Origin of the sequence: Pectobacterium colocasium (assembly GCF_020181655.1) — a bacterium.
Classification (GTDB): domain Bacteria; phylum Pseudomonadota; class Gammaproteobacteria; order Enterobacterales; family Enterobacteriaceae; genus Pectobacterium; species Pectobacterium colocasium.
Map to the genome: position 1 here is coordinate 3,979,833 of NZ_CP084032.1, position 25,033 is coordinate 4,004,865.

21 protein-coding genes are annotated in these 25,033 nt (G+C 53.3%); 13 read left to right on the forward strand and 8 right to left on the reverse strand.

What is annotated here, in order from left to right; genetic code table 11:
• Positions 1 to 53: 53 nt before the first annotated feature.
• The 6 genes from LCF41_RS18010 to LCF41_RS18035 all read left to right on the forward strand — a co-directional run bounded on the left by LCF41_RS18010 (position 54) and on the right by LCF41_RS18035 (position 6,155).
• A complete protein-coding gene (locus LCF41_RS18010; protein ID WP_225085744.1) occupies positions 54 to 1,190 on the forward strand; it encodes an iron-containing alcohol dehydrogenase in 1,137 nt (378 codons plus the stop codon).
• A gap of 173 nt (positions 1,191 to 1,363) precedes the next feature.
• Positions 1,364 to 2,248 (forward strand): dihydrodipicolinate synthase family protein, encoded by an 885-nt coding sequence (locus LCF41_RS18015; RefSeq protein ID WP_225085745.1) that lies wholly within the window; start codon positions 1,364 to 1,366, stop codon positions 2,246 to 2,248.
• 37 nt (positions 2,249 to 2,285) lie between these two features.
• On the forward strand, positions 2,286 to 3,701 hold the full coding sequence (locus LCF41_RS18020) for a sodium:solute symporter family protein (protein WP_225085746.1): 1,416 nt from the start codon (positions 2,286 to 2,288) through the stop codon (positions 3,699 to 3,701).
• Positions 3,702 to 3,704: 3 nt separating this feature from the next.
• Positions 3,705 to 4,892 (forward strand): sialidase family protein, encoded by a 1,188-nt coding sequence (locus LCF41_RS18025; protein WP_225085747.1) that lies wholly within the window; start codon positions 3,705 to 3,707, stop codon positions 4,890 to 4,892.
• A gap of 61 nt (positions 4,893 to 4,953) precedes the next feature.
• The gene (locus tag LCF41_RS18030; RefSeq protein WP_225085748.1) at positions 4,954 to 5,421 is read left to right on the forward strand and encodes a NanQ anomerase/TabA/YiaL family protein; all 468 of its coding nucleotides are present in this window, start codon (positions 4,954 to 4,956) and stop codon (positions 5,419 to 5,421) included.
• A gap of 44 nt (positions 5,422 to 5,465) precedes the next feature.
• Positions 5,466 to 6,155 (forward strand): SDR family NAD(P)-dependent oxidoreductase, encoded by a 690-nt coding sequence (locus tag LCF41_RS18035; protein ID WP_225085749.1) that lies wholly within the window; start codon positions 5,466 to 5,468, stop codon positions 6,153 to 6,155.
• 45 nt (positions 6,156 to 6,200) lie between these two features.
• Here the strand turns inward: LCF41_RS18035 and LCF41_RS18040 are convergent, their stop codons facing one another.
• A complete protein-coding gene (locus LCF41_RS18040; protein WP_225085750.1) occupies positions 6,201 to 7,391 on the reverse strand; it encodes a LacI family DNA-binding transcriptional regulator in 1,191 nt (396 codons plus the stop codon).
• A gap of 321 nt (positions 7,392 to 7,712) precedes the next feature.
• Here LCF41_RS18040 and LCF41_RS18045 point away from each other — a divergent pair, with 321 nt between their 5' ends.
• From LCF41_RS18045 to fsa, 4 genes are read left to right on the forward strand one after another with little or no spacing between them, the layout of a single operon-like run.
• Entirely contained in the window at positions 7,713 to 8,156 is a 444-nt protein-coding gene (locus LCF41_RS18045; protein ID WP_225085751.1) for a PTS sugar transporter subunit IIA, read from the forward strand.
• A gap of 22 nt (positions 8,157 to 8,178) precedes the next feature.
• Positions 8,179 to 8,466 carry a PTS sugar transporter subunit IIB gene (locus LCF41_RS18050; RefSeq protein WP_015841685.1) on the forward strand — a complete coding sequence of 96 codons (288 nt, stop codon included), beginning with the start codon at positions 8,179 to 8,181 and terminating at the stop codon, positions 8,464 to 8,466.
• Positions 8,467 to 8,482: 16 nt separating this feature from the next.
• Positions 8,483 to 9,742, forward strand: coding sequence for a PTS ascorbate transporter subunit IIC (gene ulaA, locus LCF41_RS18055; protein ID WP_225085752.1), 1,260 nt, complete (start codon positions 8,483 to 8,485; stop codon positions 9,740 to 9,742).
• Between the two features lie 53 nt (positions 9,743 to 9,795).
• Positions 9,796 to 10,461 (forward strand): fructose-6-phosphate aldolase, encoded by a 666-nt coding sequence (gene fsa / locus LCF41_RS18060; RefSeq protein WP_225088219.1) that lies wholly within the window; start codon positions 9,796 to 9,798, stop codon positions 10,459 to 10,461.
• Positions 10,462 to 10,560: 99 nt separating this feature from the next.
• Here the strand turns inward: fsa and yacL are convergent, their stop codons facing one another.
• The 3 genes from yacL to LCF41_RS18075 all read right to left on the reverse strand — a co-directional run bounded on the left by yacL (position 10,561) and on the right by LCF41_RS18075 (position 15,456).
• The gene (gene yacL, locus LCF41_RS18065; RefSeq protein ID WP_015841688.1) at positions 10,561 to 10,920 is read right to left on the reverse strand and encodes a protein YacL; all 360 of its coding nucleotides are present in this window, start codon (positions 10,918 to 10,920) and stop codon (positions 10,561 to 10,563) included.
• 169 nt (positions 10,921 to 11,089) lie between these two features.
• A complete protein-coding gene (gene acnB, locus LCF41_RS18070) occupies positions 11,090 to 13,687 on the reverse strand; it encodes a bifunctional aconitate hydratase 2/2-methylisocitrate dehydratase (protein ID WP_180741566.1) in 2,598 nt (865 codons plus the stop codon).
• A gap of 368 nt (positions 13,688 to 14,055) precedes the next feature.
• Complete coding sequence (locus LCF41_RS18075; RefSeq protein WP_225085753.1) at positions 14,056 to 15,456, reverse strand: RtcB family protein; 1,401 nt, start codon at positions 15,454 to 15,456, stop codon at positions 14,056 to 14,058.
• Positions 15,457 to 15,704: 248 nt separating this feature from the next.
• Here LCF41_RS18075 and LCF41_RS18080 point away from each other — a divergent pair, with 248 nt between their 5' ends.
• Positions 15,705 to 16,016, forward strand: coding sequence for an ArsR/SmtB family transcription factor (locus LCF41_RS18080; protein ID WP_225085754.1), 312 nt, complete (start codon positions 15,705 to 15,707; stop codon positions 16,014 to 16,016).
• Between the two features lie 104 nt (positions 16,017 to 16,120).
• On the opposite strand, the gene LCF41_RS18085 is transcribed toward LCF41_RS18080, so the two are convergent.
• Complete coding sequence (locus LCF41_RS18085) at positions 16,121 to 18,421, reverse strand: TonB-dependent siderophore receptor (protein WP_225085755.1); 2,301 nt, start codon at positions 18,419 to 18,421, stop codon at positions 16,121 to 16,123.
• Between the two features lie 208 nt (positions 18,422 to 18,629).
• Here LCF41_RS18085 and LCF41_RS18090 point away from each other — a divergent pair, with 208 nt between their 5' ends.
• Positions 18,630 to 19,613, forward strand: a complete 984-nt coding sequence (locus tag LCF41_RS18090; RefSeq protein WP_225085756.1) for a helix-turn-helix transcriptional regulator — start codon at positions 18,630 to 18,632, stop codon at positions 19,611 to 19,613.
• A 109-nt stretch (positions 19,614 to 19,722) separates the two neighbouring features.
• On the forward strand, positions 19,723 to 21,051 hold the full coding sequence (locus LCF41_RS18095; RefSeq protein WP_225085757.1) for an MmgE/PrpD family protein: 1,329 nt from the start codon (positions 19,723 to 19,725) through the stop codon (positions 21,049 to 21,051).
• Positions 21,052 to 21,149: 98 nt separating this feature from the next.
• On the opposite strand, the gene LCF41_RS18100 is transcribed toward LCF41_RS18095, so the two are convergent.
• The 3 genes from LCF41_RS18100 to LCF41_RS18110 all read right to left on the reverse strand — a co-directional run bounded on the left by LCF41_RS18100 (position 21,150) and on the right by LCF41_RS18110 (position 25,031).
• Entirely contained in the window at positions 21,150 to 22,862 is a 1,713-nt protein-coding gene (locus tag LCF41_RS18100) for a hypothetical protein (protein ID WP_225085758.1), read from the reverse strand.
• Positions 22,863 to 22,983: 121 nt separating this feature from the next.
• Positions 22,984 to 24,162, reverse strand: a complete 1,179-nt coding sequence (locus LCF41_RS18105) for a dienelactone hydrolase family protein (protein ID WP_225088220.1) — start codon at positions 24,160 to 24,162, stop codon at positions 22,984 to 22,986.
• Between the two features lie 245 nt (positions 24,163 to 24,407).
• Complete coding sequence (locus tag LCF41_RS18110; RefSeq protein WP_225085759.1) at positions 24,408 to 25,031, reverse strand: hypothetical protein; 624 nt, start codon at positions 25,029 to 25,031, stop codon at positions 24,408 to 24,410.
• Positions 25,032 to 25,033: the final 2 nt, after the last annotated feature.

The following is a 25,033-nucleotide window of genomic DNA, read 5'->3' on the forward strand; positions in this document are numbered from 1 at the left end:
TTATCATCATAGCGATAACGCTCTGGCGAAAGAGAAAAGGCAAGGTAATAAGCATGAACATCAATAGCACTATCCTCAGCGGTTACCGGGTACTTCAGGACATTAGTCACCTGTTGGCAGGGAAACAGCACGTTTTATTTGTCACCGACAAAAACATCGTCGGGCTGCCTGACGTTCAGGCGCTGATCGCACAAGTTAAGCAAGCCGTTCCGCAGGTTCTGTTGGTTGATAATGTTCCTGCCGAGCCAAGCCAGCACGACGTTGCCCAGATACTGAGCCAGCTCACACAAACCCAGACCGATCTGGTGATCGGCGTCGGTGGCGGCAGCGTGCTGGATGTCGCCAAGCTGCTTTCCGTACTGTGCGCAGGCGATGACACCGTTACGCTGGATAGCCTGCTGGCAGGGGAAAAACCGACCCGCCGCACGACATCCCTGCTCATCCCGACCACCGCAGGAACCGGTTCAGAAGCCACGCCGAATGCCATTCTGGCGATCCCGGAAAAAGAGACCAAAGTCGGTATTATCACGCCGGTGATGCTGCCAGATTACGTTGCGCTGGTGCCGGAGCTGACCATCAGCATGCCGTCACATATCGCCGCTTCAACGGGTATTGATGCACTCTGCCACCTGATTGAGTGTTTCACTTCAACGATTGCCAACCCGGTCAGCGACAACTACGCGCTGATTGGTCTGAAAAAGCTGTTTGCCAACCTCGAAACCTCCGTGCGTGAGCCAGGCAATATGGAAGCCAAGCTGAACATGCTGTGGGCGTCCTACTACGGCGGTGCCGCCATTGCCCACTCCGGTACGCATCTGGTGCACGCCATGTCTTACCCGCTGGGCGGCAAGTACCACATCCCACACGGCGTGGCGAACGCTATCCTGCTCGCCCCTTGCATGCGTTTCGTGCAGGACGCCACACAGGACAAATTCGCACAGGCGTATGACCTGCTGCCGGATGCCGATCTGGCGCTGAGTACCGCGGAAAAAGCACAGGCGCTGGTGACCTATTTCAGCGAGTTGGTTAAACGCCTCAACCTGCCCAACACCTTACAGCAGCTCGGCGTGGAAAAAGACCACCTGCCTTATCTGGTTGATGCCGCGTTACAGGTGCAGCGCCTGATGAAAAACGTGCCGACACAGGTCAGTGCCGACGATGTCCGTGAGGTTTATCTGACGCTCTTTTAACCATACGCGATCGTTTAAGCATCGAGATACACGGGGCTACCACAGGGGTGAGGCCTCCTGCGGGAACCTCCCCCTGTGTTTCCCCTAATAGTGGGCTTAAGTGACCGGCATTCGTTTTAAGTAGGACGGTTTTAACTTTTCATCTTTTTGATTACGTGTCACGAGGAAGAACAATGAGTAAAAATATTACTGGCGTCCTGACCGCCATCGTCACGCCGTTTGATAACCAGGGCGAATTTAACCCCGCTGCCATGCGCCTTCAGGTGCAGCGCCAGATGCGCTACGGCAACGGTATTTTTTGTAACGGCACCAACGGTGAGTTTTTCGTACTGCACACCGATGAGAAAGTCGCCGTCACTGAAACCTGCGTTGATGAAGTTGCCGGAAAAGTGCCGGTTGTCGGCCACATCGGTGAAATCTCCACGCGGGAAACCATCAAGCTCGGTAAGCGCATCGCCGCGCTGGGTGTTGATGCCGTTTCGGTCATCACCCCGTATTTCATCCCACTCAAACAGGAAGAACTGATTGCCCACTACACCGCCGTCGCCGATGCGCTGACTGTGCCGGTGTTTCTCTACAACATTCCTGCACGCACGGGGAATACGCTGGCACCGGAAACCGTCCGCACGCTGGCAGATCACCCGAACATCATCGGCATCAAAGACAGCGCAGGCAGCTATGAAAGCCTGAGCGGCTATGTGCAAGCGGTGAAAGGTGTACAGGGTTTTAACGTACTGAATGGCCCAGACTCGCTCATTCACCAGGGCTTTGTTGACGGCTGCTCCGCCTGTATTTCCGGGCTGGCTAACGTGGCACCGGAACCGATCAGCCAGATTTGGCACCGCTTCAACGCGGGTGACATCGAAGGCTCTCGTCAGGCACAAGAACAGGTTGCCGAGTTGCGTAAGACACTGTACGCCATCGCGTTCTCACCAGCCGTGGTGAAAAAAGCGCTGGCGATCATGGGTGAAGATGTCGGCGTCAGCCGCTATCCGATCCAGTTTTCCGCACAGGATGAAGACAACATCCGTAACATCCTTAATCAATTCTCGCAGTAACAGAGAAATATCAATTTCCATTTAAGGCCGAGAAGATATGAACCATTTTAACTTTACCGATACCCTCATCATCATTGGGATGATTGTGTTTTATATCGCATTCACCTCATGGTTAACGCTCAAATTACGCAGTAAATCAAGTACTGAGTTCATGGAAGGGTCACGCGCGCTACCGGCGTTTATCGTCGGTATCCTGCTGATGACCGAATTCATCGGCGCCAAATCAACGGTCGGTACGGCACAGTCTGCCTTTGAGAACGGCATCGCCGCTTCCTGGTCAGTCATTGGCGCCGCCATCGGTTTCCTGCTGTTTGGGATGATTTTGGTTAAGAAAATCTACAATACCGGAAAGGTCACCATCTCTGGCGCCATCGCCGAGAAATACGGTACGTCTACCAAGAACATCATTTCGATCATCATGATCTATGCCCTGCTGCTGGTAAACGTAGGTAACTACGTCAGCGGTGCGGCAGCCATCTCCACCGTACTGCACATCTCCCTGCCAGTTGCCGCGCTGATCACCGCGATCGTGAGTACCTTCTACTTCTATTTTGGTGGTTTAAAAGGCGTGGCTTATGTCACGTTGATCCACAGTGCCGTGAAGTACGTTGGTGTGATGATTATTCTGTACGTTGCATTGAAAATGACTGGCGGCTTCAAGCCAATGATCGAACAAATGCCGGATTACTACTGGACGTGGGACGGTAAAATCGGTGCCAGCACCATTTTCGCCTGGTTGATCGGGACTATCGGTTCTATCTTCTGTACCCAGTTCGTTATTCAGGCTATTTCCGCCACCAAAGATGCCGCGTCAGCAAAACGTGCAACCTGGGTCGCCTTCCTCTTCTGCATGCCGATTGCACTGGCTATCGCCATTATCGGTGTCGCAGCGAAGTTTGCTCACCCAGAAATCAATAGCCTGTACGCCATGCCAATCTTCCTTCAGGATATGAATCCTTGGGTTGCGGGTCTGGTTACTACATCACTGGTCGCGTCCATATTTATCAGTGTGAGTACCGTCGCACTGGCGATTGCCTCACTGATTGTTAAAGACTTTTATGTTCCGTATTACAACCCAACACCAGAAAAAGAGATGAAGATGACGCGCGTATTCTCGCTCATCATCGGATTCCTGCCATTGATCTTCGTTTTACTGGTGCCTGAAGTTCTGAAATTGTCATTCTTTACCCGTGCAATCCGCCTTTCTATCTCGGTGGTCGCCATCATTGCCTTCTATTTGCCGTTCTTTAACAGCACCCGCGGCGCCAACGCCAGCCTGATATCAGCCTGTGTGGTGACGTCCGTCTGGTACATTCTCGGCAACCCGTACGGTATCGATAACATGTATGTCGCACTGGTGACCCCAGCTATCGTCATGGCGATCGATAGCGTCATTCCGAACAAAGCGAAAAAAATCCAAACTTCTCCAACTGAAAATAAATCAGGAGCCTGAGTCATGAGTAGCGAAACCATTACCGTAGAACGTAGCGGAAAAATTCATCACGCAGAAGGCGATGCCGTGCGTCTGGATGCCTACATTCCATCGGAATGCCCGCAGAACCATGCCGCTAATCTGCTCCATCTGCCGAACGGCGATGTGCTGTGCGTCTGGTTTGGTGGCACTCAGGAAGGCATTGCAGATATCTCTATCTACCTATCCCGCCTGGTGAAAGGCAGCGATGGCTGGAGTAAAGCCGTTAAGTTGTCCGAGGACGCGACCCGTTCCGAGCAAAACCCGGTGCTGTTCCTCGCACCCGATAACGTGCTGTGGCTGCTGTATACCGCGCAGAAATCCGGTAATCAGGACACCGCCATTGTGCGCTACCGCCAATCCACGGATTTCGGCGCTACCTGGGGAGAAATCGGCACGCTGCTCGATCAGCCGGGCACCTTCATCCGCCAGCCCATCACCGTGCTGGCAAACGGCGATTGGCTGCTGCCGGTGTTCTACTGCCGCGTTCAGCCGGGTGAGAAATGGGTTGGTAACAACGATGACAGCGCCGTGAAAATCTCCAGCGATCAGGGCAAGACCTGGCAGGAATATCCGGTGCCAAACAGCACGGGCTGCGTACACATGAACATCACGCCGTTGCAGGACGGCACGCTGCTGGCGCTGTACCGCAGTCGCTGGGCAGATTTCATCTACCAAAGTCGTTCAACGGATGGCGGTAAAACCTGGTCAGACCCTGTGCCAACCGATTTGCCGAACAACAACTCCTCCATTCAGGTGACCACGCTGGAGAATGGCCATCTGGCGCTGGTGTTCAACCATATGAGCGCTGCCGATGCCACCGAGCGCCGTCTGTCGCTGTACGATGAAATCGAGGATGAAGAGGACAAAGCCAGCAATGCCAAAATGCCGGAAGTGCAAGCGGGCAGCCGCAGCGCTTTCTGGGGTGCTCCGCGCGCGCCGATGACGCTCGCCATTTCGGAAGACGGCGGCAAAAGCTGGCCGTGGCAGCGTAATATCGAAGTGGGTGACGGCTACTGCATGACCAATAACTCCACAGAGAAGCTGAACCGCGAGTTCTCTTACCCCAGCGTCAAGCAGGCACAGGACGGTAAGCTGCACGTGGCATTCACCTACTTCCGTCAGGCGATCAAGCATGTCGTGGTGAGCGAGGAGTGGGTCAAAGCGAACTAAACCGCGCTACTTTTTCTCTTTGTCAGCGGGGGTACTCCCCCGCTAGTTTCAGGACTCGATTATGATTGCAGGAAACCTAAACGCCCTCAAACTCGCCACGCTGCCCGATGCACTGTGGACCATTCTGTCCGCACCGGGCATGTCGTTAGATGAACTGAATGCGCTACCCGAAGGCCGCTACCAGCCGGAAGGTGCCGACTGGTTTTACAGCATCGGTACCGTGAACACCGCACCGCGTGCCACGCGACATACTGAATTTCACAGTAACTACCTCGATATCCAACTGATTCTGGAAGGGGAGGAAATTATCGGTTACGGTCTGAATGATGTGCATGGTCAGCCCGCGACCGAGCGTAAACCGGATCTCTACATTCTGGATAACCCACAGGTGCCGCACCAGATCCATCTGCGGGCAGGCGACTTCGTCACGTTCTATCCGGGTGAAGCCCATCAGGCGCTGTGTGCCATTAACGACAGCCCTGCTCCGGTCAAAAAAGCCGTGTTTAAAATCCCCGTCACGTTGTTGTAATTCAGAATGGGCATCAAAGCCGTTAAGTTTGATTAAGGAGACACATGTCAGCGACAGCCCCTAAACACGCCCTGATTACCGGCAGCAGCTCAGGGATTGGTGCCGCCATCGTACAAAAATTACTGGCGGAAGGCTGGCGGGTAACCGGCCTGTCGCGCAAGCCGGGTGATTATTCACATCCACACTTTACCCACTGCGCAGTGGATATTATGGATACGCCCGCGCTGACGGCCATTTTGGACAACATTGCGCAGGTTGATGCCGTCATTCATGCCGCGGGCATTATGAAAGCCGCCCCGCTCGGTCAGCTTTCGCTGGAAGACGGTGAAACGCTATGGCGCTTGCATATTCAGGCAGCACAGGTGCTCGCGGACCGTCTGGTCGATAAGCTGCCGCAAGGCGGGCGCATCGTGCTGCTGGGCAGCCGCACGTCGAACGGTTCAGCAGGGCGCAGCCAGTACGTCACGACGAAATCCGCGATGATCGGCATGGCAAGAAGCTGGGCGGCGGAACTGGCTCCGCGTGGCATTACGGTAAACATCGTCGCGCCGGGCGCAACGGAAACCCCGATGCTGACCATGCCGGGTCGCCAGAGTTCTCCGCCAAAACTGCCACCGATTGGGCGCTTCATCCAGCCACAGGAAGTAGCCGATCTGGTGGGTTATCTGCTCTCCCCGTCTGCCGCGGCTATTACCGGCCAGCAGTTGGTGATGTGCGGTGGTGCGTCGCTGTAATTCATCACAATTTCCGTTCCAAACCGGCTCTACAGGCCGGTTTAGCTAGCTGCTGGCGCGAGGTTCAAAGATAAACTTCACTTTTTCCACTACCGGTGGATGTTCGTCGTTGTCCATCATGGCGAGTACCAGACGCCCGACCTCCGCGCCCAGTTTTTCATAATCAAGCCGCATCGCGGTCAGCGCGGGGAACGTATGCTCACATTGTTCAGAACCATCCAGACAGGCAATCGCCAGATCGTAAGGAACTTTCATCAGGCGGCGCTGGCATTCAAAGAGTGCGCCCAGCGCAATTTCCTCATGGCTACAGATAATCGCATCCAGCTCCGGCTGGCTTTGCAGCAGTTCCGTCATCGCATAGCGGCCAAACTGTAGGCTGGGGGCTTCCGGGATCGTAATTTTCAAATCCGCATTGTGATAGCGCGCCAGCATGGCTTTATTCCAGCCGTTCAGCTGCTGTTTTTGCAAACGGTTATCCGTATGCGCGCCGATATAAGCCACGTGACGATACCCCTTTTCCAACAGCGACATCGTCAGTTGTTCCGCCGCTTCGGCAAGGGCGATATCAATATTGATATTCGCACTCAGCACGTCAGCACCGGATACATTCACCGTAATCACGTTACTGGCCTGAATAATGTCTCGGGTTCGCTGTGAGAGTTGTGCGCTGAATAACACCAGCGCCGCTGGCCGCTGCTGTAGGAGCTTTTCGACCATTCCCGCTTCGGTATGCTGGCGATATTCATGGCAGCCCATGATTAACGACACATGATGTTTGCCAACCGCCTGCTGTAATGCCTGCACAAAACGCACGCTGGCGCGATCTTGCTGAAAAGGATAAAGCACCGCGATAGCAGGCTGATAGGCTGATGCCAGCGCGCCTGCGGCCTGGTTTGGTACATAGCCCAGCGTTTTTATCGCCTCATTGATTTTCTTCTGCGTGGCATCGGAGACCAGCCCCGGCTCCCTCAATGCGCGGGACACCGTCATCGCGCCGACACCCGCATGGTTTGCAATATCCTGTAGCGTGACGCGACTCGTACTCTCGGTAAGCTGACTGGCTTCCTGATTGGGTTCATAGCCTAATGTTCTGGCGGCCAGTTCCACTTTGCTGCGTAACTTCTCAGAGACCAGATCGGGTTTGCGCATCACGCGCGATACCGTCATCGTCCCGACGCCCGCGTAGTCGGCGACATCCTGTAGCGTAACCTTACCGGTACTACGACGCTTACGCATGCTCACTTCCTCTCCATTCGTCATTTTTCTCATCGCACGCTCGCGATAACAGCCGGTAACGTCATTGCCTTCAGGCTAGCGTGAAGGAGTCGGCAACGAGCGAACAACCCCGACTTCCTTACTGCGTCATTCACGCCCTGTCAGCGCTGCTCATAGTGTGCCTGCGGCGACACGGGGGAACAAATAATGGCCCCACTTGTGCTAAGTCGGTCACAGTTAATGATAGGCATATCAGTTAGCGCTATCTTTTTAGAGATTAATCACATTATTTTCGCCATCGCCACACTATCCTGCGTTCAGAATGATACAGAGGTGACTCCAATGCTTAACACTTTACTAACACCAGACGTTGTTCAGATTTTACCTGCCTGTGATGATTGGCGTCACGCTATCGCCTTGTCCTGTAAGCCTTTATTAGATAACGGTTCAATTGAACCTACCTATCTTGAGGCGATCTATCGCTCTCATGAGGCCATCGGCCCTTACTATGTCGTCGGCCCTGGGATTGCCATGCCGCATGCGCGCCCGGAAGATGGCGTGAATCAACTCGCCGTCAGCCTGACGCTGATTCGTGAAGGCGTGGTGTTCCATTCTGAAGGCAACGATCCCGTTCATTTGCTGATTGTTCTGGCCGCCACGGACAGCAATAGCCACATCGATATTATTTCACAGCTCGCTCAGTTGTTCGACACACCTGATGACATCGCCGCGTTACTCCGCGCGACGGACGTAGAGCAGGTGCTTTCCGTTATTTCTCGTTATTAATCGCCACCAGAGGACACAGATTATGAAAATTACAGTCGTATGCGGTAACGGCCTGGGTACCAGCCTGATGATGGAAATGAGCATTAAAAACATCGTTAAAGAGCTCGGCGTGGTTGCTGATGTGGATCACGTGGATTTGGGGTCTGCGAAAGGCACGGACAGCGACATCTTCGTCGGTACCAAAGATATTGCCGATCAGCTCATCGCGCAGGCGGTAGGGGGAAAAATTGTTTCCCTGAATAACATGATCGACAAAGTGGCGATGAAAGAACGCCTGTCGGTCGCTCTAACAGAACTTGGCGCCTTATAAGCTGGGGGGATCAAAAATGGAATTCTTCCGTTTTTTAATGAGTGATGTGCTGTCTGAACCGTCGATCCTGGTCGGTTTAATTGCGCTTATCGGCCTGATTGCACAGAAAAAACCAGCCACAGAGTGCATCAAAGGTACCGTGAAAACCGTGATGGGTTTCCTGATTCTCGGCGCAGGTGCCAGCCTGATTGTGTCCTCGCTGGGTGATTTTGCCGAGATTTTCCACCACGCGTTTGGTATCGCCGGTGTGGTACCTAACAATGAAGCCATTGTCGCCGTCGCACAGAAGAACTTCGGCACCGAGATGGCGATGATCATGTTCTTCGCGATGGTTATTAATATCGCGATCGCCCGCTTTACGCCGTGGAAATACATTTTCCTGACTGGCCACCACACGCTGTTTATGTCGATGATGGTTGCCGTGATTCTGGCAACGGCGGGTATGAAAGGTGTGCTGCTGATTACCGTTGGATCGCTGGTCGTTGGGGTCTCGATGGTACTGTTCCCCGCCATTATTCACCCGTATATGAAGAAAGTCACAGGCTCGGATGACGTCGCCTTTGGTCACTTCTCTGCAATATCACAGCTGCTGTCAGCGTTTATCGGCAGCAAGTTTGGTAATAAAGAGAAATCAACAGAAGACATGGAAGTACCGAAAAGCCTGCTGTTCCTGCGTGATACGCCGGTCGCCATCGCTTTTACCATGTTTTTCATCTTCATGTTTACCTGTCTGTTTGCTGGCCCGGAAGCGGTGAAAACGATGAACGCCGGTGGGAAAAACTGGTTTATGTTTTCGCTGATTCAGTCCATTACCTTTGCCGCCGGCGTGTACATCGTGCTGCAAGGCGTGCGGATGGTCATTGCGGAAATCGTGCCTGCGTTTAAAGGCATTTCTGACAAACTGGTCCCCAATGCTAAACCGGCATTGGATTGCCCTGTCGTCTTCCCCTACGCACCAAATGCCGTGCTGGTCGGCTTCCTGAGCAGCTTTGCAGCCGGGGTGGTCGGTATGGTGCTGCTCTATCTGTTAGGTATGACAGTGATCATTCCCGGCGTGGTGCCGCACTTCTTCGTCGGCGCAGCTGCTGGCGTTTTCGGTAATGCCACCGGCGGGCGTCGCGGTGCGATTTTAGGCTCTTTCGCCAATGGACTGCTGATTACCTTCCTGCCTGTTTTCCTGTTGCCAGTGTTGGGCAGTATCGGACTGGCAAACACCACGTTCAGTGATTCCGATTTCGGCGCAGTAGGTATTCTACTGGGCATTATCGTGCGCTAAGCCCGCATGATGAATGTCATCCGCAACACGAGTTTTCGTTAACGGGGGAAATGATGGAATTCTATTTAGATACGGCTGATGTGGCCGCAGTAGAACGACTTGCTGGCGTGTTACCGATTAAAGGCGTGACCACCAACCCAAGTATTGTCGCACGCGGAAAATCCGATATTTATACCGTGCTACGGGACATGCAGGCCATTATCGGCACGGAAGGCCAGCTGTTTGCTCAGGTGATGGCACGCGATCCTGACGTCATGGTCGAGGAAGCGCTGAAACTCAGAGACGTGATTCCTTCTCTGGTCATCAAAGTCCCAGTGACGCATGGCGGTTTACGTGCCATTAAGCATTTGACGGCGCTGGATATTCCTACTCTCGGCACCGCCGTCTACGGCGCGGGACAAGGGTTTTATGCCGCGCTGGCGGGGGCTCGCTATATCGCCCCTTACGTCAATCGCATTGATGCACAGGGCGGAGACGGGATTGCGCTCGTAAAAGAACTGCAAACCCTGATTAACCTGCACAGTCCGCACACTCAGGTGCTGGCAGCCAGCTTTCGGACGCCACGTCAGGTACTGGACTGCCTGCTGGCGGGGTGTCGGGCTATTACGGTTGACCCTGCGGTTGCCGAGCTGTTCCTACAAGACCCTGCGGTTGACGATGCGCTTAACCGATTCGATCATGACTGGCAGGCACGTTTCGGCCATGCCGATCTTGGCTGATTGATGGAAAAACACCACTCGTCTGTCGGGTGGTGTGTCCAACATAACCGTGTTCTCAACACGATCGCATGGCCAAATGCGGTTGTGTTGCCAAAAGCATCAATGCAGGACGAACTCGCGATATTTTTCCACCAGCGTCAGAAAATCATCCAGTCCGCATAAAGACAGGCTTTCCTCGTCGTAATAACTCATGCCTTCTTCCAGCTCGTCCGTGGTGAAAGACAGCTGATTTGCCTGCACCATCACTTCTTCTTCATCCAACGACAGCGTGTATTCATGACCCACGCGCCGCCACTGCCGTTCGCTGCCAGCCACAGAACGTGCCGCTTCTTCAACATCAGTTAAGACCGTTAGCTGGCCTTTTACTTCTTCATTGAACCAGTGCCCGATCGCTTCATGTCCCATCGACATACGAACGATGACCTGGCCCGTCACATCCCGCAAAAATTCATAGTCCATGATGTCATCCTCACTGTGATGTTTCTTCTATTCAGTTTAGTCACCTCTACTCTCTACCGTCGTGATGCATCTCCACCTTTAAGGCGTCCCTGTTGCCATCAGTCAAGCAGGCAGAAAAAAGGAGGCCTGTGTAGGCCTCCTTCGGTGTAGAGATGCGAACTATAGCGAGTTAGACAGTCGTCTGGAAGATCACGCCATCGGCTTTCTCGGTATATTGGCCTAACTGGTCAAAATTCAGATAGCGATAGGTGTCCTGCGCGGTTTTATCCACCTGAGACATGTAGGTCTGGTACTCTTCTGACGTCGGCAGGCGACCCAGCAGAGACGCCACCGCCGCCAGCTCAGCAGACGCCAGATACACGTTGGCACCAGTTCCCAGACGGTTCGGGAAGTTACGCGTCGAGGTAGAAACTACCGTCGCCCCATCCGCCACGCGCGCCTGGTTACCCATACACAGCGAACAGCCTGGGATCTCGATACGTGCTCCGCTCTTACCAAACACGCTGTAGTAACCTTCTTCGGTCAGCTGTGCCGCATCCATCTTGGTCGGCGGCGCAACCCACAGGCGGGTCGGCAACTGGCCTTTGTGGCTATCCAGCAGTTTACCTGCCGCACGGAAGTGCCCGATGTTGGTCATACAGGAACCAATGAAGACTTCATCAATCTTCTCGCCCTGCACGTCAGACAGCCAGCGAGCATCGTCCGGATCGTTCGGCGCACACAGGATCGGCTCTTTGATGTCGGCCAGATCGATGTCGATCACCGCCGCGTACTCAGCATCGGCATCGGCTTCCAGCAGCTGCGGATCGGCCAGCCATTTTTCCATGCCCTGAATACGGCGCTCCAGCGTACGGCGATCGCCATAGCCTTCGGAGATCATCCACTTCAGCAGTACGATGTTGGAGTTCAGATACTCGATGATCGGTTCTTTATCCAGCTTGATCGTACAACCCGCCGCAGAGCGTTCCGCCGAGGCATCGGTCAGTTCAAACGCCTGCTCGACTTTCAGATCTGGCAGACCTTCGATTTCCAGAATACGACCAGAGAAGATGTTCTTCTTACCTTTCTTCTCAACGGTCAGCAGGCCTTGCTTGATGGCATACAGCGGGATGGCATGAACCAGATCGCGCAGGGTAATGCCCGGTTGCATTTTGCCTTTGAAGCGCACCAGAACGGATTCTGGCATATCCAGCGGCATTACGCCCGTCGCGGCAGCAAACGCCACCAGACCGGAACCCGCCGGGAAAGAAATACCGATGGGGAAACGCGTATGGGAGTCACCGCCCGTACCAACGGTATCCGGCAGCAGCATACGGTTCAGCCAGGAGTGGATAACCCCATCACCCGGACGTAGCGATACGCCGCCACGGTTCATGATGAAATCAGGCAGCGTGTGGTGCGTGGTCACGTCAACCGGCTTTGGATAGGCGGCAGTGTGACAGAATGACTGCATCACCAGATCGGCGGAGAAGCCCAGACAGGCCAGGTCTTTCAGCTCATCACGGGTCATTGGGCCAGTGGTGTCCTGTGAACCGACAGAGGTCATCTTCGGTTCGCAGTATTCGTCAGGGCGAATACCCGCGACGCCACAGGCACGACCCACCATTTTCTGCGCCAGCGAGAAGCCTTTTTTGCTGGCTTCAACCGCTTTGGAAATACGGAAGACATCGCTGTGCGGCAAGCCCAGAGACTCACGCGCTTTGGAGGTCAGTCCGCGACCGATAATCAGTGGAATACGGCCACCGGCACGCACTTCATCCAGCAATACGTCGGTCTTCAGCGCGAACGTCGCCAGGACTTCATTGGTGTCATGACGGCGAACTTCGCCTTCATACGGGTAAATATCAATGACATCGCCCATATTCAGATCGTTCACATCCACTTCGATCGGCAGCGCACCGGCATCTTCCATCGTGTTGAAGAAGATCGGGGCAATTTTGCCGCCCAGCACCACGCCACCACCGCGTTTGTTCGGAACATAAGGGATATCTTCGCCCATGAACCACAACACGGAGTTGGTCGCCGATTTACGCGATGATCCTGTACCGACAACGTCGCCGACGTAAGCCAGCGGGAAGCCTTTCTTGTTCAGTTCTTCGATCTGTTTGATCGGGCCAACAGTGCCAGGCTGATCGGGATCGATACCTTCACGGGCGTTTTTCAGCATCGCCAGCGCGTGCAGAGGGATATCAGGGCGTGACCAGGCATCAGGTGCAGGAGATAAGTCATCCGTGTTGGTTTCACCGGTGACTTTAAAAACGGTAACGGTAATTTTTTCCGCCAGTTTCGGGCGGGACAGGAACCACTCGGCATCAGCCCAGGATTGAATCACTTTCTTGGCGTGCGCATTGCCCGCTTTCGCCTTTTCTTCCACATCGTAGAAGTTATCAAACATCAGCAGCGTGTGGGACAGCGCTTCGGCGGCAATCGGTGCCAGCTTGTCATTGTCTAACGCATCAATCAGCGGATGGATGTTATAACCCCCTTGCATGGTACCCAGCAGCTCAACCGCTTTTTCCTGGCTAACCAAGGGGGAAGTGGCTTCGCCTTTAGCGACGGCAGCCAAAAAACCGGCCTTTACATAGGCGGCTTCATCAACGCCGGGAGGGACGCGATTAATCAGCAGATCAAGCAATGCTTCTTCTTCGCCTGCCGGGGGATTCTTGAGTGACTCAACCAGCGCGGCCATCTGCGTGGCATCTAACGGTTTAGGAACAATCCCCTGCGCAGCCCGCTCGGCTACGTGCTTACGATATTCTTCTAGCACGACGTTCTCCTCGCTCTCATTGTCTTCATTATGCCGGCGCTCTTGTTCCCAATTGTGGTGTCCATGCCTGGGTGTCAGCGTGTGGATGTAAGGTAGTAGAGTGTCCGGTCCAGCCTCGTCAGCATATCAGGATTTGAATTGATTGTTAATTCGTTCACATAATAGCAACATTAATTTTTATTCAACTGCGTGATGTGCCCAATTTCGCTCTCACTGAAAAATACCGACATCAGCAGAATAGCATGCCCCCCTGACGGCGCACACTAACTATGCTCGAACACTAACTATCTATGCTCGCACGTAAACATTGCTCGAACACTCGCTATGCTCAAACACTAATTATGCTGATGTACGGTATCAATGTTCTATTACGCCTTAAACGTCAACCACGGCCGCAGCCGCGCCACGGGTTGAATCAGTCCTGACTGTTCCTGAATATCAATCACAGGCGTAACCGGCTTATAGGCCGCTGGTGCCTCTTCCCGCAGGCGTTCATCCTTCAGCGTGATACATTGCCAGGGCAACGCATCTGCCGACTTCACCGTATCAACCTTATTACGCATACTTTGCCGACGCTCGGCACGCCCCGCGCCGTGTGAACACGACCACAGCCAATCGGGATTCCCCTTCCCCGTGACGAGATAAGAGTAGTCCCCCATCGAACCAGGAATCAGCGCGAACGCTCCGGCTTTGGCCGGGGTCGCGCCCTTCCGATGCAGGTTCATCCCATGTTCCGGCAGAATGATGTTATGCGACAGATCGACCACCAGCTTGCTGGTATCGCGCGCAAACACCTGTTTCCAGGATGAGCGAATCAGTTCCGTCAGCACGATCCGATTGATCCACGCATAGCGGGCGGCCACGCCCATGGCTTCCATATAGTCCGTCGCTTGCTCATCAACCAGACCAAACAGGCCGGACGCCGGGTATTTTTCTCCCGCTGGCCAGCAGGCTCGTGCTTTATCGATCCCACGTTGGCCGACATAAAAGCCGACGTCCCGTGAACCGGTATGAATCATAATCACGACTTCGCCTTCCTGTACGCCAGCCTGATACGCCGCATGTCGGTCCAAAACAGCGTCAACAATTTGCAACTCAACGAAATGGTTACCCGACCCAACCGTACCCAAACTGGAAGGACGAAGAATCTCGCGCGGTGCAAAAAATGGCTCAGGCGCATGGCGACTGTGGGCGCGGACAGCCTCGGCTCCGGCAATCAAGGCAAGTTCTGTCGATAAACGCCGGAAGTCCACCTCCTGCCAGAGTCCCTGCAAGGGCAGTGCAGCCAGCCACGCCGAAAGCCCTTCGTCAAAGAGAGCAGAAAACGAATCTGGCGTTACGGGAACATCGCGCTGATCCAGCAGTAACGTGTTTTTGAGCGCCTGAATCAGCTCCGGTTTGTGCGCATCAGCATCCGTATGCTGCACGCCCGTGGTCAGCAAACGCATACCGCAGTTGATATCCGTCCCAATCGCCGCAGGGATAACGAAATTCTCCGTGGTGGCGACAATGCTGCCGACGGGCGCAAGCGTACCGGGGTGAAAATCCGGCGTGGCACGAGCGGCACAGACGCGTGCATCGCTGCCCGGTAGGTGTACCGAGGCGAAATCCAGCAGTTGCTGAACCGCCTTTTCTTCCAGCGGCAAGGTTTCCGGCAACAGAACCTGCGCTTCTGCATGCTGCCTGCGAAGATGATAAATAGAATGTTGGTAATCAGTGTCTATCCCCAAACGGGATAAACGTTTTTGTAAGCGAGTAAATGTAGACATGGTGCTACCTGGAAAAAACAAAAAAACGCTCCTCCCGTTTCGAGGAGAAGGTTGTTTTTCCTGCAGCAGCAGATTCAGGAAAGGATATCGGGCTATTCTAGGTAGAACTGGCACGATTGTAAACCGTCACGACGTCGCGCTATCCTCGCATCCGCTACACTGTCGAACGTCGTCATTGCCTTCGCGTTATAGTAAACTGGCTACATTAGTCATCACTAAATTAGCCTGTCACGCAGGATGGTATGAACATGACGTTAAGCAATTCGGATCGCGAATTCATGCAGGACGGTGCGGAAAAAGCGGCGGCGCTGCTGCGCGCGATGGGTAACGAAAACCGGCTGCTGGTACTTTGCCTGCTCATCGAGCGCAAGGAAATGTCGGTTGGTGCGCTGCTTGAGCACATCCCGCTCAGCCAGTCCGCTCTCTCACAACATCTGGCGAAAATGCGTGAGGAAGAGTTGATTAGCTATCGACGCGAATCTCAAACGCTGTACTACCGCATCGAAAATCAGAATGTAGAAGCCCTCGTCGCCACGTTGAAAACCCTTTTCTGCCCCTGATATCCGTAACGTCCCCACAGGATGACAGACAGGGATGACTCGCCATAAAAAACGCCACGGTACAATGGCACCGTGGCGTTGATGATTACGTGGGGCGTTATGATTTAGAACGACGTTTTCACACTCACAAAGAACGTCCGACCCGGTTCGTTATAGGTTGCAGCACCGGCTCCCGCGATGGTCACCACGTTATTGTTCACCACATCCTGCGCATTACCGGCACGGAACAGGCGTTTATCAAACAGGTTTTCTACGCCGCCCGTCACGCTCAGGTTCTTGTTAAACGTATAGGTGCTGCTTAACCCGAACAGCGCATAAGGGCTTAACTCGTTGGTCGCGCTACCGGTTACACGTTCACCTTTGTAGTTATATTTCTTCGGCTTTTGACGGCCATACCAGGTCACATCAGCCAGGAAAGAGAGCTTCTCCGTCGCCTGCCAGTCCACCGAGGAATTCAGGGTAAATTCCGGCGTAATCGACAGATAATCGCCCGTGGTTTTATTTTTCGATTCCAGCATCCAGGTCAGGTTATTACGCCAGTTGATCGTCTCCGTAACAGGAACCGTCAGGTTACCTTCCAGCCCCTGAATAACCGCTTTCGGCACATTGCCCCACTGGAAGATATTGGCGTTGGCATATTGATTATTGGTTCCGCCCACCGCTTTACCGATAACCGTGTTGCCTGCTTCAATTTTGTTACGGTAATCGTTATGGAAGTAGGTGATGCCCGCGATCAACCCATCGCGATGAAACTCCAGACCAATCTCTTTATTCAGGCTGGTTTCCGCTTTCAGGTTTTCATTACCGATCAAATAGCAGGACGTCCCACCCGCACAGCCCTGCCCACGGCTATAGAGGAGGTAATTCTCGTTGGTCTGGTACAGGTTTGGCGCTTTGTAAGCGCGGGCGATACCTAACTTCAGCGTATAGTCGTCACCTAATTCCTGCGACAGGTTGAGCGACGGGCTCCAGTTGGTGCCTGCCGTGCTGTGATGATCGACACGCAGCGCCGGCGTTAACATGGTGCTATCCGTCAGTTCGACGTTATCTTCCACGAAAGCAGAAGCCAGACGCGCGGCAGATTTCTCACTGCGGCCGCTGCTGCTCAGCGATCCTACACTCCCCGCTTCGGTTGTCGTCTGCGTGTTCGACACCGGATCCGTCATCTTCTGTTCGTTCCACTCCACCCCGAACGTTAACACCTGGTCGACCCAGAGATTCAGCGGAAGATTGACCTCGTTGTGCGCGGTAAAATTATCCAGTTTGATGGTGCCGAATTGGTTCGGATTATTGGTATCAAAAATACCTTCTAAGCCGCCGGACAGCCCCTCAAGGATACGGGTATTGTGCGTACGTTCGTATTGCAGATACGACGTAGAACTGACGCCGCTGTCCCAATAACCGCGATGCGTAACCGCAAAGTTTTGGCGGTACATGCGGTTGGTTTCCTTGCCATAATTACTGACAACTAGCGGGTTAGTGTTAGTGTTTTGCGAATCACCCGCATAGATATTGCCCTGACGGCTGGAACCCGCTTCAAACTCTAGCGATTGTTGCTGGGTCATATCCCAGCGCAGCAGGCCGTTGATATCCTTATTACGTACCCCTTCACGCCCGGAAGGCAGGGAAGCTGACTGATTACCTGCGCGTGCAGACTGATGCCCTTCGTTAATATCGCGTGCATCAGCCTGGGTTTTGTTCAGGTTACCGTACAGACGGAAGCTCAGGTTGTCGGTCAGGCCGCCCATCAGGCTGAAATCGGTACGCTTGGTGGCGCCTTCCGAGCTATGCTCCGGCGCGTTCAGATAGGTATTCCAGGTACCGTGCCATTCCTGACTTGGCTGCTTAGTGATGATATTGACTACGCCGCCCGCGGCACCGTTACCATAGCGTGCCGCCGCCGGGCCACGCAGCACTTCAATACGCTCGACCATATCAGCAGGCACCCAGTTGGTGTCACCACGGGTATCACGTTCGCCACGCCAGCCATAACGCACGGCGGTACGGCTTGATACTGGCTTGCCATCCACCAAAATCAAGGTGTTTTCCGGCCCCATACCGCGAATATCGATCTGGCGATTGTTACCGCGCTGGCCGCTGGTTGAGTTACCGGATAGATTAACGCCCGGCATGGTACGAATCAGATCCGACAGATCGTTAGCAGGTGGACGCTTGCTGATATCCTCAGACGTAATCACCGATACGCCGGGAGCCTGACGGGTTTGCTCTGCGGCCGTTACCACCATCGTGTCGCCCGATGTTTTCGTTTCGTCCTGATTTTGCACCTGAGAAGCAGGTTCTGTTGAAGACGTGGTCGAGGTCTGCGCAGCGCTCAGAAACGATGTCATCCCGCAGCTAACGCCAATGAGCGTCGCCAGATAACGACGCGATTGTGGTAGTTTCATCAAAATTATCCTGCCCTGTAAGAAATGAGGCCTCGCCATGTGACGTCCTCAACGAAAAATGCTATTGAGAAGTATTTGCATTACCATTTTGGCGCGGTCATTGTTACATTTGTCATTCAGGACGGGGTTTGCTCTAGCAGCAAAATGTTTTGCCAAAGCATCAAAATGGAAGGCGCAGGTCGAAGGGTTTAATCAGGTAGGTAATCACGTGCGCAGCTTCACGCAGTCATCAAAGCCGATCTATAAAGATCACATCGTTCAGCAATCCAGTCTGGTGGCGAATAATTACCGTTTCATCGGTCCACGGTTGATCGATAACACACCGGTGCTCTTTGGGTCATTCACCGTTGTGCAGCTTAATCCGCATCTGATCCTGCATACCGCAGATGTGATTAATCGCCACAATATGAAAACCCAAAACCTGCTGGATGACGCAATCAAACTCGCCATCGTGGTGAGCGGCAATGCGCATATTTCATTTGGCCATCAGGAGTTACATCTGGGAGAGAGCCAACCGGCCTCGCTGATTGCGCTGACGGAACCGACGATGTTTACCCGCATCGGCAAGCGTGATGAATATGAACGAACGATTACGCTGACGTTCGACAGAGAATGGCTTTACGGCAACATGATGGACACCGTTGGCGACTGGCAGGCCATCCACGATTTCACACAGACCCATCTGGCGACACACCTGTGGACACCGTCCCGGCAGGCGCTGGCTATTGCCTTACAAACGCTGGACGCTGAACCTTGCCAAACACCGCTCCAGCGTCTCTATCTGGAAACGCAGTGCATGAGCCTGATTATTGAGGCGTTGACGTCATTAACGGCCAGCGTGGCGCAGGAGAAAAGCAGCGGCGTCACCCTGCGCGGCTACCATCGCATTCAACAGATCAGAGATATGCTGGAAAGCGGCAGCGCCGACCATCTTTCGATGAGTGAGATCGCCAAAAGCGTCAACATGAGCGAAAGCACGCTACAGCGCCATTTTCGCCAGACGTTCAATATGAGCGTGTTTGAGTACCTGCGTAACTGCCGCTTACAGCGCGCCATGTTGGCTTTGCAGAAAGACGGTATCGGTATTGCACAAGCAGCCAGCATCGCCGGTTACAACAGCCCCGCTAACTTTGCCACCGCGCTACGACGTGCATTTGGTATTACACCGGGGCAGTTAAAAGACCGCTTCTGACGCCGAAGCACTAATAACCAAATGGAATTTATTATTCCGTTTGGTTATTAATCGCTATTCAACAAGGCGCAGTAAATTACTATTTTTCTGCCAGCACACATGACGACCCATGACCAATCAGACTGATATCACCGCAACGCTTGCCCACCACATCATCCATAGCGAACCCAATCGGGAAGCAATAGAGGCCGCCCGTGACGGAGTGACTGACTTCATCTCTACTGCGCTCCCGATCGCACAAGGAGCCATTGCTGATAGCGGGCTTGCGCCGTTAAAGCAGGTATTCAGCGGCACGGACAGCCTGACGCGTAGTCTGATCCTGGGCTATTCCGGTCACGTGCTGGACTTTGACGATTATCATCCAGCGTTTCGTGGACACCCCAGTACCGTCATTCTGCCCGCACTGTTTGCCCTTGCCGCAGAGGATTCATCCGTAACGGAAGAGACGTTTTTGACGGCATACGTGATTGGCGTGGAAACCGCAGGCAGAATCGGGCTGGCATGTGGCCCGCGCCATTACAGCCTCGGCTACCACAACACGGCGACGCTCGGTGCTATCGCCGCGGCCGCTGCGGCAGCACGCCTGGCTGGCGCCTCGGTGGAGCAGACGCAGATCATTCTTGGCTTAGCCGCCACACAGGCCGCAGGGCTGAGGGCGCAGTTTGGTTCAGCGGTCAAACCGCTACATGCCGGGCTTTCCGCCAGAGCGGGGCTAACAGCGGTCAAACTCGGACTGGCGGGCTTCGAGGGCAACACACAACAGGTCATTGACGCCTTTCTTGCGGCGCACGGCGATCAACAACACCAACCGGAACTGCTGGTTGAAAACTGGGGCACGCCGTGGCGCATGCTGTCTCCCGGTCTGGAGTTCAAGCGCTACCCAACGTGTGGCGGCACCCACAGTGCGGCCGAAGCCGCGTTTGCCCTGCGGGAACAGTGGCATAAACAGAATGGCGCGGATGCCGATCTGGCCGATGCTATCGAACAGATCACGGTGACGTTCCCGCCGGGTGGCGATGTGGCGCCGTTTATCCGTAACGCGACAAACGGTGTAGAAGCGCGCTTCAGTCTGGAATATGTGATTGCAGCGGCGCTAATTGAAGGGGAATTGAAGCTGGCGCATTTTTCGGAAGCACCGGTTGAAGCAACGATCTCTGCGCTGGCGAATCGCGTCATACGCCGCGCCGATGAAACTGCGCCGCCCGATGAGCTTGACCCGGAAGCACGCTTTCATGAGGTGACACTGCACCTGCGTAACGGCAGTACGTTAATCCAGCGCACCACACGTCAGGAAACCTCGTCGCGATCCACTGACCTCCGTGCCAAGCTGCAACAAACGCTCGGTTCGTTGACGCACCTCGACAGCGACCAGATCGCTGACCGCTGCGCATTACGACAAGCAGGCGATTTACGCTATTTACTGGGGCTGCTGTTTTAATTTCTCACGACTCAAACCGCAATAACGGTTCTGTGTTGCATGCGCTGTCGATAATCCTCTTATCGTCAGCGCCAATATCAGCGTTCCGCGATATCCACTCAATCGGCCTGATGGGAAAGCCATTTCCCTTTGTCATCAAATACCGTCACGCCCGGCACTCTGGAGTAACTCCCTTCCCCCTCTGATTTATAGTGGGTCGCCAGTATGTGGGGAGAGCGATAGGTAAACTCAAAATAGCCATCATCAGGATTCTTGACGATCAGCTTACCCGTGCTGTCGATGAGACCTTCTTCTACCTTGAAGTAGCGATTATCAAGGTTGTTTTTAAAAGATGTCGCTTCGCCATAGGTAAACAGGTTCTTTTTCTCTTGTGCAGAAATAGCGGGGAAACGCGTCACATCAAGCTGACGTAATACATGCAGGAACATCAGGCGTTCCAGCGGCGTTCCCGCATCTTTCGGCACTAGAAATTGTAATGTAAGCCCACTTCCCACATTCACATCGTATTCATAGCCGACAAATGCGCTGTCGCCATAAATAAAAATGTTATCGACTTCTTTTCCTTCAGGAACGATCTCTTTGGTTTCAGCCATGAGCTCGGGAATAGATTGAGGAGAAACCTTAAAATAAATGTCATATTTAAAGCTTTCCGACGGAAACTTTATCTCAATACGCGTTTTTGACATGCTCCGTTTAATAAAGCGTTCCGGCTTTTCCATGCGCTGTTCAAGTTCTTTCCAGATCGCCTTGTGCATATCGGCAATTGCAAATTCTTCAGCGATCGTTACACCATACTTTGCTTCCAACGCCTGCTGAGATAATGCCAGATCGTACATCGACAACGTCTGTTCACCGCGGTAGCGTTCATCCATTGTCCGCAATACGGCAAACGCGTTGGCTAACGCAACGGAGTCTTCAGCATTCGCTAACCCGATAAAATAGCGTTGCTTAGCCTCATCATATTGAAAATAGACGGCTTCCAGTTTGCCCTGTTGATTATCGTATGCCGCCCCGTTTTCCGATTGGAACAACACGCCCTTTTGCCCTTCCAGCCACGATGCCAGATTAAAATCTGCTTTCGCCGCACTCACGGTAAACAGGTCAACGTCGGTGTGATGTTGCCGATCGCGATAGGTATAGATCTGCGTGTCTTTATTTTCCCGATCGATAAGCAGACGCCCCATTCTGCGCACATAAGTCCCGTATTCCTGCAAACTCAGCTTGTCGTATAGGTTAAACGGCAGCTTAATCGTAAAGTCATCTTCAGGATGAAAAGGAATACCAGGAAAATCGTTCATTGGCGCGTGGTTGAATGCTGCTTTCTCTGCAAGAAGCCACGCCTGATAGGCTTTTTTATGTTCGTCAAAACGTTGCTTGATCTTAAGTAAATCGGGTGACTGTTCTTCCGTCTTTTTCAAGACCATAGTGATTTCACAATAATAAAACGCACAGGCAGCGCTTTTATCCGAGACGAACTGCACCGTGTTTTTCCCGGTGATTTTTAGCGTGTGCCACATACCGTTGACCTGTATGCGGTTGTCTTTCATCTCCTCGGTATATTCACCCTCTGCGCTGTAATAGCTCACCTGCGTCGGCGTCAGATTAAAATAGAGGTCGTTTTTAATGCTTTTGAGGTTTTGCTTAATATGATCCTGAAGCTCATCTCTGTTTTTATTCGCTTCTTTATGTTCGCTGTTATCAAACACCACGCGGATATCTTCAACCAGATATTTCCCCTCGCGAAGCGTTTCTTCTCCGTTACAGCCCGACAGCCATAACATCATGATTAAAACACCCAGGTATTTCTTCATCACTGCATCCCTGTAAAACTAAAAAGCCCCTGAATGCCGCGGCACGCAGAGGCGAATCATGTATCAGTAAGCTGATGTTATCAAAAACTTATTACACACGCCGTACTTCAGGCACTGGCGGCTAGGGTTTTAGCCATTGGTCCAGAAAGCGAAAGACGTCTTCCTGTTGCTCCTGATAGAACACGTGTCCCAGCTCAGGCCATATTTTGGTTTGCAGCTTGCTGTCCGCCCCTTGAGATTGCCACACCTTGTGCATTTTCGCGTAGGCATCTTCAACGGATTGCGTCGGGAACAGTTTGTCTTTGCCACCGTTAAATAACAGCATCGGTTTTGGTGCGGCAACGCTCGCCACATCCGGGAAATCAAAGCGTGTCGGTTGCCCCGGATGCAACATATAGAACGCCGACTGTCCTCTCAGCACATTGTTACCCGGCGTCATCAGACCGTCGTACGTGCCAATCCATGACACCGCCGCCGTCGCCGCGACTTTATCCGACAGCGCTGCGAGCTGCCAGGCGCGATAGGCGCCCATGGAGAACCCCACGACGCCGATACGTTGCTTATCAACCTGCTCAAGCGATGCTAAAAAGTCCGTTGCCCGCATGTCTTCGTAGGCCATCAGACCCGCGAGCGAGCGCCCCAGATTAAAGAAGTTGCTCGCCAACGCCTGTTGCTGCTCATATTTAATCGGCCCGCGCGATCCCCAACCGAGTGCATCCACTGCCAGCACCACATAGCCCCGTTTCGCCAGTTCATCCCCGACAAAGCGCCCGGTGAAAAACTTATCGGCCCATGCCTGTGCAGAATCAAGCTGTGCGTCATTCCCCCACGGCTTGATCATCTTCTCTTTGCCAATATCAAACTTCGCGCCGTGATCGTGCAGCAGGATGACCGCGGGATGCGGCCCCGCGCTTTTTGGCGTCAGGAGCAACGCGTCTACACGACTTTCATCGGTCAGGTTGAAGGCAATTTTCTCCGCCATGTAGCTGCCGCGATCTTGTTTTTCTATCGCTTGTGGCGCGAAGTCTTTGGTGGAATCCGGCGTCAGCAGTAGCGCACGCAGCGTTTTTCTCGACTGGGATTGCCACTGGCTAAAATCCGTAAAATTCCCGGATAGCCAGGAGTCCGAGTAGGTCATCTGCTGTTTAAGCTGCGGATAAAATGAAGGCAGACCTTCATCCGTCACCGCCTGATCCGTCGCGGGTTGAATCGTAGGGTTCATGTCGTTCGCCATCAGTGAAGGGCTCGCCAGCAAAGCAGCCAATAGCCAGACAGAGGTGCGTAAGGTATTCAGATTCATCATAACCTCAAAAACAAAACATCGTTTCTTTTTTGAAGTTTGATTGTAATTGACGCGGCTAAAAATAAACGGACGGAGGGCGCATTCTGCGAAGCATCTGGCAAAAAAGGTTCGTCGCGGCATCGTAGACCCAAGGAGGAATACCACACACGCCAGCGATCAAAGTATTCAATTTATTGCATAGTTAACGATTTATTGCATAGTTAACGATTTAAGATCACTTAATGTCTCAGAGCAGAACGACCTCAGGCGGCCGATTCGTCTCGTTTGCGTTCAGCCACCAGCACCACTCCTTTTCGCGATTCATTCGGTGCAAGGCTCCAGATATCGCTTTCGGGAATGCTGCGACCATCGTATCGAATCCGTTCTCCGTCATACGGCCAGAAAGTACGTTGTTCTGAGTCGAACACAAATACCTCAATGCCAACCTCTTTACGTGCCATACGCGCCCACAACGCTTTCCCTCCAGGGAACTGAACGTTATCGCTAACCAGCACAATACCGTCGTTAATGAGCGCCTTATACATGGCACTGGCGACATTAGCATTTCGTTCACGTTTGGTGACAATCACGCCTTCAACCTGAGTGAGATGATCATTCATCGGTTGCAAGTTCTCGTAGTAACCGATGACGGCCAAAATAGTTTCAGCATCGTTGTCACTGTTACGGGATTTCAGGTCGATCTTTGCAACAACAACATGCCGTAAATCACCGTTAACATCATCAGGTTCTCCATATATGGCAACAGCGTGATGCCGCTCAGTATGGATATAAATATCCACGGCGCGACCATTCACACTCGTTTCGCCAATTTTCCGATATTCCCGCGCCATAGTGGCGGGGCTATATGACATTGGAAGAATCGCCATAT